Annotated in this window: 10 protein-coding genes; 3 read left to right on the forward strand and 7 right to left on the reverse strand. The window is 48.9% G+C overall.

What is annotated here, in order from left to right; genetic code table 11:
- Window positions 1-38 precede the first annotated feature (38 nt).
- From Q4Q50_RS02180 to Q4Q50_RS02205, 6 genes are read right to left on the reverse strand one after another with little or no spacing between them, the layout of a single operon-like run.
- Entirely contained in the window at window positions 39-1,748 is a 1,710-nt protein-coding gene (locus Q4Q50_RS02180) for a BatD family protein (protein ID WP_311898160.1), read from the reverse strand.
- Entirely contained in the window at window positions 1,742-3,832 is a 2,091-nt protein-coding gene (locus Q4Q50_RS02185; protein WP_311898162.1) for a vWA domain-containing protein, read from the reverse strand. Before Q4Q50_RS02185 ends, Q4Q50_RS02180 begins: the two co-directional genes overlap by 7 nt.
- On the reverse strand, window positions 3,829-4,851 hold the full coding sequence (locus tag Q4Q50_RS02190) for a vWA domain-containing protein (RefSeq protein ID WP_259480894.1): 1,023 nt from the start codon (window positions 4,849-4,851) through the stop codon (window positions 3,829-3,831). Before Q4Q50_RS02190 ends, Q4Q50_RS02185 begins: the two co-directional genes overlap by 4 nt.
- The gene (locus Q4Q50_RS02195; protein WP_311898165.1) at window positions 4,845-5,501 is read right to left on the reverse strand and encodes a DUF4381 domain-containing protein; all 657 of its coding nucleotides are present in this window, start codon (window positions 5,499-5,501) and stop codon (window positions 4,845-4,847) included. The genes Q4Q50_RS02190 and Q4Q50_RS02195 overlap by 7 nt, the downstream gene beginning before the upstream one ends.
- A 2-nt stretch (window positions 5,502-5,503) precedes the next feature.
- A complete protein-coding gene (locus Q4Q50_RS02200; RefSeq protein ID WP_006085478.1) occupies window positions 5,504-6,457 on the reverse strand; it encodes a DUF58 domain-containing protein in 954 nt (317 codons plus the stop codon).
- 24 nt (window positions 6,458-6,481) lie between these two features.
- Window positions 6,482-7,438, reverse strand: coding sequence for an AAA family ATPase (locus Q4Q50_RS02205; protein ID WP_006082248.1), 957 nt, complete (start codon window positions 7,436-7,438; stop codon window positions 6,482-6,484).
- Between the two features lie 262 nt (window positions 7,439-7,700).
- Here Q4Q50_RS02205 and fadI point away from each other — a divergent pair, with 262 nt between their 5' ends.
- From fadI to Q4Q50_RS02220, 3 genes are all read left to right on the forward strand, one after another.
- Window positions 7,701-9,011 (forward strand): acetyl-CoA C-acyltransferase FadI, encoded by a 1,311-nt coding sequence (gene fadI, locus Q4Q50_RS02210; protein ID WP_311898168.1) that lies wholly within the window; start codon window positions 7,701-7,703, stop codon window positions 9,009-9,011.
- Between the two features lie 5 nt (window positions 9,012-9,016).
- Window positions 9,017-11,137, forward strand: a complete 2,121-nt coding sequence (gene fadJ / locus Q4Q50_RS02215; RefSeq protein ID WP_311898170.1) for a fatty acid oxidation complex subunit alpha FadJ — start codon at window positions 9,017-9,019, stop codon at window positions 11,135-11,137.
- Window positions 11,138-11,588: 451 nt separating this feature from the next.
- The gene (locus tag Q4Q50_RS02220; RefSeq protein WP_311898172.1) at window positions 11,589-11,789 is read left to right on the forward strand and encodes a hypothetical protein; all 201 of its coding nucleotides are present in this window, start codon (window positions 11,589-11,591) and stop codon (window positions 11,787-11,789) included.
- A gap of 282 nt (window positions 11,790-12,071) precedes the next feature.
- Here the strand turns inward: Q4Q50_RS02220 and Q4Q50_RS02225 are convergent, their stop codons facing one another.
- The gene (locus Q4Q50_RS02225) at window positions 12,072-12,674 is read right to left on the reverse strand and encodes a hypothetical protein (protein WP_311898174.1); all 603 of its coding nucleotides are present in this window, start codon (window positions 12,672-12,674) and stop codon (window positions 12,072-12,074) included.
- Window positions 12,675-12,782: the final 108 nt, after the last annotated feature.

The raw sequence follows: 12,782 nt of genomic DNA on the forward strand, positions 1-12,782 counted from the left end.
CATAGTTGAGCTCGCTTCTTTGTCATTAACCCCATAATTTACTTAGGATTCAGTGGGCTTAATGGCGCCGATTTTGGGTTTGAATGTTTATGCTCACAGGCCTTAACCGCGTTAAGCAACGCGGCGCACTCTACGGTCAGCTTGTTATTATCCGCACTGTTAGTATTCGCACTGTCAGTATGGCTGTTGGCATCGGCCTTCGCACTATAGGCGGCAATTTGCAGTTGCTGTATCGCCTGTGCGAGTTGCGGTGACTGCTCTGCAATTTTATCGAGTGTCATAGGCACTTGCTGTAACTCGCTGAAGTAGCGCTGTAACTGCAACATAATGCGGCTCACATCGCCACTGGCACAGGCTTGTTCCAATCCTTGTAGCCCAGCAATATTCGCTGATTGCGCTGAACTCATTGAAGTGTTAATTGCTGTCGGGGCGGCCGATGGTTTTTTTAAAGCGCGGCGCCAAGCGATTAAAGTGATGATCCAAGCGACGAGAGTGATCAGCCATAGCGCAGCAAACACCTTAATCATCCAGGAGTCATTGTTATCGGCCGCTGAATTTGCTTGCCAAGAGGCTTGGGCGGGCGCATCTGTGACGGCACCGCCAGTTACCACTATGGTGCGTGCGGGGAGCGTCGCGGTTTCTTGACGTTTAAGGTGTGGATTCCACCAAGGCACTTTGACTTCGGGCAGGGTAAATGTTCCCGCTTTGCTGGGAACAATTGCCGACGTAATACTGTACTGGGAGACAATTTGTGCATCGCGCACAAAGGTTTGTCGCTGAGGTTTCTCTGGGTATGACTTCAGTTCATTAGGCAGGGTTTGCACTATATCTGGCAGGCTATTTTCATCGGCATTGGAAGCCAATAAAGTCATAGTGCGAGTAATAGGGCTACCGACGGTAAATTCTTTAATATCCTCAGGGAAGTTCTCTTTTAACACTACTAAATCGGCAACCAGCCATTGGCCTTGGAAACTTGTCGGTGCAGGATTCACTTGCACTGTGAGTGAGGGCGCGCCTGCTTGCATTGGGCGGCTTTCATTAAAGCCAAACATGCCGCCGCGGCGTTGGGATTCAACTAACACATCGCCTGCAAAGGTTGCACCTTTGATGTTCACTTGGCCGGGTAAGTCGGGAATAATGCCATAGGTGCGTTCAATCACGCGGTAACGGCGGCCATCGACTATCTCTGAGCCATCCTTATCTTCGCCGATTTGTTTGATCTGTGCGCCTTCGATGACCGGTGCGCTCAATACGCCCCTTTGTAATTCTACCGCCAGATAGAGTTTGACCTTGTAGGTAATGAGCTGCCCGACATAGGCCTCGTCAGTTGACACTTTGGCATCGATAAATAGGTTATTCATCTGTGCGGGCTGGCTACCCGTTTCGACCACTTTGAGTGGGATCGGTGCCGAGCTGATGCCATCAATAGTAAAGGCTGGAATGGTTAACTGGCCTTTTTGTTTTGGCGCGAGCAACACTTGCCAGCGAGTCTCTTTGACCGCATCGAAGTTCATGATCTGTGTGCTGCGACTCACGCTGGTGCGGCCAACAATAAAGTCTTTCAGTAGGGCGGACGTGTCTAGCTTACCGGTATCGATTTCATCATCGACGCTGATGTTGAGCACAAAGTATTCGCCCTCCATCACAGGATTACGATCGACCGATGCCTCAATTTTGCTGAGTGCAAAGGCGGGATGGGCCACTCCTATGGCAAGGAGTAGCAGGATAAAAAATTGTCTGATCACCACTGTTCGTTATCCTTTGATATTTGGCCATTTTGACGGCGTTTTTGATATTCCAACTGCATTTTATTGCGAAGTAACACTTGGGGGTCTTCACTCACGCCCCTCAGTGCTCGCTGCATTTCTGCGGGAAGCGGTTCGCTATTAGTTGGCGGCGCTTCGACCGATTCACTCATAGCGGCTTCTCGTTTATCTTGCGCATCTTTCTCAGGAGCTTCCTTGGCGCCAACGCTTTGCTTTGCTTGCTCAGCTGATTTTTGCTCCTCGGCATCGGTGTTAGCCTGCGCTTGCATCTTAGCTTCATTATCCGCTGGTGAATCGTCTACAGGCTCATTTTCCTTTGCATCCTGCTCGGCATTTTGCTGCTTGGCTTGTTGATCCTGTTGCGCTTTATCTTTCGCGGGATCTTGCTGATCTTCATCCTGCTTGTCCTGAGCATAGCCATTTTGCTTATCCTGCTCAGACTGTTGCTCATCCGCTTTTTGCTGCTCAGAGCTTTGATCAGAACTTTGCTCAGGATTGGCATTGTCCTGTTGATCCTGAGACTCTTGTCCCGCTTGATCTTGCTTATCTTTCTGAGCGCTATCTTGGTCAGATTGTTGTTTATCCTGCGACTGCTGATTACCGGATTGTTGGTCGCCTGAATTGGAATCACCGGACTGCTGATCGCCTTGTTGATCTTGGTTCTTATCCTGTTGATCGTTTTTACCTTGCTGCTTTTGCTGCTCTTTCAATTGCTTTTCAGCCAGTTCAAGGTTGGCCTTTGCCGCAGGAAAATCGGCTTGTTTTTCAAGTGCAGCTTGATAGCGCTCCTTTGCCTTATCGGGTTTACCGAGTTGCATTAGCGCATTGCCTTGATTGTAGAGGCCTTGGGCAGAGCTATCTTGCTCGAAGGTTTTCAGCGCTTGCTCATAATCACCGGCCTTATATTGGGCGCTGCCACGCCACTGGGGTGACTCAAACTGCTTAGCGGCGTTGGCATAATCTTGGGATTGATAGGCCTGCATCGCTTGCTGATCTGGCGTTTTCCACGCATTGTCCCACACACTGGCATGGGCAGGCTGAGGCGCGGCCGCGAGCAGTAAGCCGCCAATGAGAGTGGCAAATCCAACGCTTGCCACGATTCCCTGTCTAAAACTGAAAAGGGCGGGCAGCAGTAATAGCAGGGCGAGATAAGGGCCAAGATCCTGCCAGGTTTCACCGTCAAGATCTGTGGCTTTGGCATCGCCCATATCACTTAACCAATGTTGTAATTGGGCCAGATCATTGCCGTCGGTGCGATTTTGGATTAACACGCCTTTATTATCCGCTGCCAGTTTTTGCAGCAGGCCAAAGTCAGTGCTGGCCACAACGACTTCGTTGCTGCTGTCGCGCTGCAATTGTCCGTCGGGTAGACGAATTGGCGCGCCTTGGCTGGTCCCAAAAGCGACGACCGCAAGACGATATTGCGTGCCACTTAATGCCGAGTTAGCGTCATCAAATTGGGCAGCAGTTATGCCATCTGTCATCAGGATAATATCACCGCGAATATGCCCACCCTGAGCCAGTAGCGTTTTAGCTTGGGTTAAACCTGCTGCTAAGTTGGAGCCACGAACGGGCATGATTTCAGGGCTTAAGGTCGGCAATAAATTGAGTAGCGTGCCGGTATCGCGCGTTAACGGGCTGATAGTAAAGGCATCGCCGGCAAAGGCGACTAAACCTGTTTCACCTTCTTTAAGATTACGCAGCAGATCCGTAGCCCTAAATTTAGCTTGGGTTAAACGGTTCGGCGCAAGATCGGTAGCGAACATAGACACAGACATGTCCATCACCAGTACGCGGCCTTGCTCGGCGGCAAACACAGGTAAGGACTGTTTATTAACGGCAGGTCCGGCGAGCGCAAAAGTTGCAATCAGCCAAGTGAAAGCTAATAAATGCAACGGACGGCGGGATTTCTTGCTGCCTTGGGTGACCAATATTTTGGCTAAGTGCGGCGCAATATACCGATTCCACGCGCTGTGGCTCTCGTGTTGTCGCCATAAACTCAACAACACTAAAGCCAGTGGCACTAGGGCGAGTAGCCATTCTGGGCGAATAAAATGTAGGCTCATGATTTAATGTTCCCCTGTGAAGTGGTTGCGACAGAGGGTTTAACGCGGCGCGCTGCAAAGAATGGTAATTGACCTAAGGCAATCCACAGGCTCGTCAGTAACGCCAGTGCCAGTGGCCAATAGAACAAATCTGCCTGCGGACGATAGCTTAACTGATCGCGACTTACAGGTTCGAGTTTATCGATTTCTTGGTAAATCTGGTCTAGCTCTTGACTGTTGCGGGCGCGGAAATAACGACCGTGGGTGACTTCGGCGATATGCTTAAGCTGGTTTTCATCCAGATCCATCGAGGGATTAACCCGCTCGCGGCCAAAGAGTGTGCGGCGCTCCATCACATCGGCACCGACACCGACAGTGTAAATGGTAACTTTACGATTAGCGGCAATTTGTGCCGCCTGCTCCGGCTCGATGTTGCCCGCGTTGTTAGAGCCGTCGGTCAATAAAATCAACACTCTGTTACTCTCGTCCATTTTATCGAAACGTTTTACCGCCAGCGCTATGGCTTCACCTATGGCGGTTTGTTTACCGACTAAGCCGATTTGTGCTTCTTTTAAAAACTGCGCCACTGAACGTCTATCTTGGGTGAGCGGCGCCTGCAAATAGGCGTGATCGGCAAAGAGAATTAAACCGATACGGTCGCCTTTGCGGCGCTCGATAAAGTCACTGACAACGTGCTGAATTAAAGTGAAACGGTCGACGGTTTTACCATTTACCACCATGTCTTCAATCTGCATACTGCCGGATAAATCCACCGCCATCATCAGATCGCGGCCTTGGCTCGGCAGTTCGATAGGTTCGCCAAGCCATTGCGGACGGGCGATAGCGAGCACTAATAGGCACCACATCAGCCAGTAGCGTTTGCGACTCTGGCGCGTGTTGGCCGCTAAGCTTTGTTTGCCTGTTTGGCTTATTCCGGGGAGTTGCAGCCGGCCACCATCCACTTGTACGGTTTGTTGGCGCCAAAAAATCAAAGGCAAAGGCAGTAATATCAATAGCCAAGGCCATGCAATTGTTAACATCGTGCCTCCGGTTGTTTGGTGTCAGCTGGCTGGATTGGCGCTTGGCTTTTAGCTTGAGCGTTGCCACTAGCTTGAACGTAGCCCTTCGCTTGAACAAGATTCTGCTCAGGCGCACTCAGTTTTACTTTCGATGCCAACCAAGCTTGTGCGAGTTCATGTAATTCATTGGCTTCAGCTAAGGTCAACGGCGTTGGCTGATGACGTTTGGCCAACAAGTGGCCGATACGTTGGCGTTTAGGCGCGGGTAAATAGCTGTCTAGCCACGTCGCCCAAGCTTCACCATCTAAGGAGGCTATTGCTTCTCTGCTGAGGTAACTCATGGCGGTTCGCTTTAATAGGCTATTAACGTCAGAGACATAGGACGGCGCTCGTCTATCAAGCTGACTGAGTAACTGTTTCGCGGCTTTTTTCGGCGCGAAGTCACGGGCGCGTTTTCTTAGCCAGATAACTAAGAGTGTGATGAGAGCAATCACTAGCCCGAGGACTAGCCAATAACCGATTGCCCAAGGCCAAGCGCCGATTGGATCGGGATGAATGATATCCTGCAGATCCGCCAGCGCTGGGTTTGGCGCTGTAGCCATAGGGACTGCAGCCTGTGGATTTGCTATCACTGGTGTCACTATTTCTGAATTCACTGTTGCTGGATCCATAGTTAACGCAATAATTCCAATTGATGGGCTAGGGGAGCACCCGCATCGATGAGCTGGGTGCGCACGCGCAGTTGCTGCATCATGGCGATAAAGTCCCTTTGCTGACGCAGCTGAATGTCGAGCCATGCCTGATAACTGTGGCGGGTGAGCACTAAGTCCTCATCCCCATCCCGTACTGGCAAACTAAAGTTGTGTGGTAACGGCAGTGTCCCTTGGCGCAGGGGATCGGTAATCAGGTAGGCGCCCACATCACAATGACGTTTAAGCTCGGTTAATGGCGCGATACATTGGGGGCTAAAATGGCTGCCATCGGTCACTATCCAAACCAAGGAGCCGGGTTTGGCGATGCGTTGTAATCGCTGACAAGCGCGCAGAATATGATCAGGATCGCGCTGGCCACTGCCAACATGATTGAGTTGATTCTCATGCACGCGGCGCAGGCCCGAGATCAATTGCAATATGCCCTGACGACGGCTGCGGGGTTTGAGCTCTAAATGCTCAGACTCGCACGCGATCAAGGCGCCGAGTCTATCGCCATGGTTAATGGCATTCCAACCTAAGGTGGTCGCAAGGTGTCCTGCTTGCACCGATTGCAGCAATAAACTTGAGCCAAAATAGAGACTTTGGCTCAAGTCGATTAACAACAGAATAGGGCGCTCACGTTCTTCGACAAATAACTTAGTGTGGGTTTTGCCCGTGCGAGCGGTGACGCGCCAATCAATGGTGCGCACATCGTCGCCCTGTTGATAGTGGCGCACCTCGGCAAACTCCATCCCGCGGCCTTTGATTAAGCTGCTGCGATGGCCCGCTAAGTTAGCGCGGGCACGGCTGTAACGCTCCGGCATAGCGCGGGCGATATTTTGGCACGCCAGCAGCTCTTGCTCGGTTAAATGCAAGCCATCGGCAAACAGCGGCAAGCCATCGGCCGAGGCTGAGAGTCGCGCAGTGTCACTCATCTTATTTCACCTTTATCTTCACCGTTAAGGTACTGCTACTTGACTCAAGATGTGATTGATCACCTGATCGCGGCTGACGCCTTCGGCTTGTGCCTGATAGCTGAGTAATAATCTGTGTCTTAACACATTCGGTGCAACGGCTTGAATGTCTTCCGGTGAAACAAAGTCTCGCTCGTGCAGCCAAGCGCGGGCGCGGGCGCAGCGTTCTAACGAAATAGTGGCGCGTGGGCTGACACCGTACTCAAGCCATTTCGCTAAGTCTTCGCTGTAACGCAAAGGCTCGCGGGTCGCCATAACGATTTCGACTATGTATTTTTCGAGTGGCTCGGCGAGATAGATTTCCATGGCTTCGTCACGGGCGGCAAACACATCGGCTTGTGCAATCGGCTCAGTGGTCGGCAATTCGTGGGTGAGTGCTTCTTTACGGGATTGGCGCAGAATTTCGATTTCAGTCTCGCCGCTCGGGTAATCAAGATTCAAGTGCATTAAAAAACGGTCAAGCTGTGCTTCGGGCAGGGGATAAGTGCCTTCGTTTTCTAATGGATTTTGGGTTGCCATCACTAAAAACAGCGGTGGCAGCTTATAACTGTGCTTACCGACGGTGACTTGACCTTCGGCCATAGCTTCTAATAAGGCCGATTGTACTTTGGCGGGGGCGCGGTTAATTTCGTCTGCCAAGATCAAATTGTGGAAAATCGGTCCGGCTTCAAACTCGAAGGTGCCAGTTTGCGAGCGATAAATATCTGTGCCGGTTAAATCGGCAGGCAGCAGATCTGGGGTAAATTGAATGCGGTGGAAATCGCCCTCAACCCCGTCACATAAGGCTTTCACCGCACGGGTCTTGGCCAGTCCCGGTGGACCTTCAACTAATAAGTGGCCATTGGCAATTAAGGCAATGAGCAGATTTTCGGTCAATACTGGCTGCCCTAAAACAACCTTATTTAGGTAAGTGCGTAATGCATGGAAGCGACTCAAAGGCATGATGCTACTCGTTTTATTATGTTGAAAATGCGTGTGTGGGCTATAGACAACGGATATGGTAAAGAATTCCCTTAGGGTTTGGCTAGTGTTAAAAAAACAAACAAGTGTTTAAAACTTGCTGACAAGAAGTTAGAATCAGATCACACTTTAATGGTCAGACCTGTTATTAGGCGTTTTTCGCCGTAAAACAATGGGTCAAACACGGAAATAGCTAGCGCCGCCTGAAATCTCTCAGCGATTGCGCACATAAAGAGGGTGACAAATGAGTGATAGACAACAGGTTACGAACTCCAAGGGCGAGCGTATCGCAATTGTAGCGGGTTTAAGAACGCCATTTGCAAAACAAGCCACGGCATTTCACGGTGTATCGGCGCTCGATATGGGCAAAATGGTGGTCAATGAATTATTGGCGCGCTCTGAACTCGATCCTAAGCTGATTGAGCAATTAGTGTATGGACAAGTGGTGCAAATGCCCGCTGCACCTAACATTGCTCGTGAAATCGTACTCGGTACTGGCATGAATGTGTCGACCGATGCCTATAGTGTCACTCGTGCCTGTGCAACTAGCTTTCAATCTGCCGTCAACGTGGCCGAATCTATCATGACGGGCAATATCGAAATCGGTATTGCGGGCGGCGCCGACTCTTCTTCTGTCTTGCCTATCGGCGTGTCGAAAAAATTAGCCCATGCGTTAGTCGATCTGAATAAAGCCCGTAGCTTTGGGCAAAAGTTACAAATTTTCCGTCGTTTAGGCATTAAAGATTTATTACCTGTGCCGCCTGCGGTAGCTGAGTACTCAACGGGCTTGTCTATGGGACAAACCGCCGAGCAAATGGCAAAAACCTACAATATTAGCCGCGCCGATCAAGATGCCTTAGCGCACCGCTCGCACACCTTAGCGAGTGAAACTTGGGCTTCGGGCCATCTTCGTGACGAAGTGATGGTTGCCCATGTGCCGCCGTATAAACAGTTTATCGATCGCGATAACAATATCCGCGAAAACTCGGTACTTGAGTCATACGCTAAGCTGCGTCCTGCATTCGATAAACAACATGGTACTGTGACGGCGGCCAACAGTACGCCACTGACTGACGGTGCCTCAGCGATTATCCTGATGAGCGAAGGTCGAGCTAAAGCCTTAGGTTATCAACCAATTGGTTACATTAAGAGCTACGCTTTTAGCGCCATTGATGTGTGGCAAGACATGCTGATGGGACCCTCTTACGCGACGCCACTGGCGCTGAAACGTGCTGGAATGGAGCTAGAAGATCTTACCCTGATTGAAATGCACGAAGCCTTTGCGGCGCAGACATTAGCGAATATGCAGATGTTTGCTTCGAAAAAATTTGCCGAAGAAAAACTTGGCCGTAACCGCGCGATTGGTGAAATCGACATGAGCAAGTTTAACGTGCTCGGCGGCTCGCTTGCCTACGGTCATCCTTTTGCTGCAACGGGAACCCGTTTGATCACGCAAGTGTGTCGTGAGCTTAAGCGCCGTGGTGGTGGAACTGGCCTAACAACGGCCTGTGCGGCTGGTGGTTTGGGCGTGGCTATGATAGTGGAAGTGGAGTAATCGGCATGGAAATGACCTTTAATTTAACCCGCCGCGACGACGGCATTGCTATTTTGACTATGGATGTTCCTGGCGAAACCATGAACACCCTAAAAGCGCAGTTTGGCCCTGAAATCAGTGAGATTCTGGCCGAGATCAAAAGTGATTCGAGCATTCGCGGTTTAGTACTGATCTCAGGCAAAAAAGATTCTTTTGTCGCGGGCGCAGATATTTCTATGCTCGATGCTTGTAAAACGGCGAGCGATGCCAAAGCCTTATCCCAACAAGGTCATGTAGTTTTCAATGAGCTAGAAGCCTTAACTATTCCTGTGGTTGCCGCAATCCATGGTGCCTGTTTAGGCGGTGGTTTAGAGTTAGCCTTAGCCTGTCATCAAAGGGTATGTAGCGATGATGGCAAGACTATGCTCGGCGTTCCGGAAGTCCAACTTGGCTTATTGCCAGGTGGCGGCGGGACTCAACGTTTGCCACGTTTAGTCGGCATTACGACGGCCTTAGACATGATGCTGACCGGTAAACAAATCCGCCCTAAACAAGCCTTGAAAATGGGCTTAGTGAATGATGTTGTGCCGCAGACGATTCTGTTACAAACCGCAGTTGAGATGGCGCTTGCGGGTAAACGTGCACCGAAACCAGTTAAAAAGTCACTCGTTAATCAAGTGCTTGAAGGCACGAGTTTCGGCCGTAACATTATTTTCGATCAAGCGACTAAGCAGGTCGAAAAGAAAACCCAAGGTAATTATCCTGCGCCTGCCAAGATCATTGACTGCGTGCGTCAAGGGATTGCTAAGGGTATGCAAAAAGGGCTAGAAGTCGAAGCCAGTCATTTTGCCGAATTAGTGGTATCGAAAGAATCTGAAGCGCTGCGCAGTATTTTTTTCGCGACCACAGAAATGAAGAAAGAAACCGGCGCTGAAGGTGCGAGCCCGCGTAAAGTGAAAAAAGCGGTGATCTTAGGTGGCGGTTTAATGGGTGGCGGTATCGCATCTGTCACAACGACCAAGGCTAAAATCCCCGTTCGTGTCAAAGACATCAGCGAAAAAGGTTTAAGTAATGCATTAGCTTACGCCTACAAGCTTTTGGATAAAGGGGTTAAGCGCCGTCATATGACGCCTGCAGCTCGTGACAACCTAATGGCACTGATGACCACAACGACTGAATATAAAGGCGTTAAAGATGCCGACATCGTTGTGGAAGCGGTATTTGAAGACTTAGCGCTTAAGCATCAAATGGTGAAAGACATTGAGCGTGAGTGTGGTGAGCACACCATTTTTGCGTCAAACACCTCATCTTTGCCTATTAGCCAAATCGCCGAAGCGGCAACGCGTCCTGAGAACGTGATAGGTCTGCATTATTTCTCGCCAGTAGAAAAAATGCCGCTGGTGGAAGTGATTGCCCATGCTAAAACGTCGCCAGAAACCATTGCGACCACGGTCGCATTTGCCCGTAAGCAAGGTAAAACACCGATAGTGGTACAAGACGGCGCGGGTTTCTACGTGAACCGTATTCTTGCGCTGTACATGAATGAGGCCGCGCAATTATTACTTGAAGGCCAAAGTGTTGAACATCTTGATAAAGCGCTGGTTAAGTTTGGTTTCCCTGTGGGCCCCATTACTTTACTCGACGAAGTGGGTATAGATGTGGGCGCTAAGATTTCACCAATCCTCGAAAAAGAATTGGGTGAACGTTTTAAAGCGCCAGCGGCTTTTGACAAGCTTTTGGGTGACGATCGTAAAGGCCGTAAAAATGGCAAAGGTTTCTATCAATACGGCGCATCGAGCAAGAAAGCCAAAGCTGTCGATGAGAGTGTTTATGGCGTGTTAGGCATTAAACCTGGCACCAATAAAGACGCAAAAGCGGTTGCCGAGCGTTGTGTCGTACAAATGCTCAACGAAGCGGTGCGTTGTTTAGAAGACGGTATTATCGCATCGCCAAGAGATGGTGATATTGGCGCCATTTTCGGTATTGGCTTCCCGCCATTCCTCGGTGGCCCATTCCACTATATTGACACTTTGGGTGCTGCGAACTTAGTGCGAATTCTTGAAGGTTATCAAAGCCAATTGGGTAGCAGATTCGAACCTTGTGAGCGCTTAAAAACCATGGCTCAAGAAAACGCGCACTTTTTCTAAGTTTCAGTGAATCTAAGTCATAGTTAATCTAGGTCTTAGTCAATCAGGGTTGAACAAAAAACGGCAGATTATTGCCGTTTTTTTTATTGCCATAAGGCATGTTTTTGCCTAAAAAATGTTCATAACTTAGATGTGGATCTTGTATAATCCAAGCCCTTGATCGAGAGTGTTGTGCTCAGTGCTCAGTGCTCAGTGCTCAGTGCTCAGTGCTCAGTGCTCAGTGCTCAGTGCTCAGTGCTCAGTGCTCAGTGCTCAGTGCTCAGTGCTGAGAGCGTAGCGATGAATGAGTGCTGCTCGTTTCTGCACTGTGCGGAGTACATTTATCCTGCTGTTAAAACGGCGTATTTAACATGTGCATCAATCAGCAATACTACGCGAGGAGCATCCGCATTTTGATGGGGATTAATTTCCCTATATTTATGATTTTTGTTATTTTTTAAAGAGGTGGTTTGTGGCTTTGCTGGTTATCTTTATCGCATTAATCTCTGCTTGGTACTTCGGCTTAGCTGCATTTACCGCAGGCCTTTGTGTTATGCATTGGGTATTACTGGGTTTTGTGCTCGGGCCTCTGGCTTATCCGCTCTTTACGACACACCGCCATTTAGCTTTGAGGAAAATCCGTTGTAGTGGGGAAGGGATATTAAATAGCTAATCTATCAATATGTAATGTCCTATCTTTTCACACTTTTCATATTCATATAAAACTAAAGGGAGCTAGTGCTCCCTTTATTGTTTCTAGCCTAATTTTCCATCACAGTGCACGAGTTAGACTCATGGCTACAGGACTTAAATTAGTTCCACCAACCTTTCGCAGAAATCACTTCAAGGTGGTTTAAGCCTTCTGGCAACTTAACTTTTTTACGCGCTGGCTTGGATAAACCGAGTGCTTTTTTGATTGAATTTAGCATGTTAGCTCCTTAATAAAAAATTTCTATTAAGCAAAAGTTGTTTCGGTAAAACGAACATTTGGTACGGCAGCAACTTCAATATGCTTGAAGCGAACATTTGGAACGGCAGCAACTTCAATATGCTTGAAGCGAACATTTGGCACGGCAGCAACTTCAATATGCTTGAAGCGAACATTTGGCACGGCTGCAACTTCAGTTTGTTTGAAGCGAACATTTGGCACGGCTGCAACTTCAGTTTGTTTGAAGCGAACATTTGGAACGGCAGCAACTTCAGATTGTTTGAAGCGAACATTTGGCACGGCTGCAACTTCAGTTTGTTTGAAGCGAACATTTGGAACGGCAGCAACTTCAGATTGTTTGAAGCGAACATTTGGTACAGCAGCAACTTCAATATGCTTGAAGCGAACGTTTGGCACGGCAGTAACTTCAGTTTGTTTGAAGCGAACATTTGGAACGGCAGCAATTTCAGATTGTTTGACGCGAACGTTTGGTACGGCAGTAAATTCTATAGATTTAAAACGTACATTAGGTACTGCTGAGAAGGTATCTAAGCTATCTAAGGAGGTAAGATTACTTACAGCAGCAAGCGATGATGTTAATGCTACAACAGTGAATATTCCTTTAATCATTCTAATTATCTCTCAGGGTAGTTGATATTGATTTATTATTGACACTGATAGTGCTAATGCACTTGTTGTGCCAATGTTTTAAATGCTAATCAAATGGAGAGCTAAATG

The organism is Shewanella scandinavica, from assembly GCF_031932065.1.
Lineage (GTDB): Bacteria > Pseudomonadota > Gammaproteobacteria > Enterobacterales > Shewanellaceae > Shewanella > Shewanella baltica.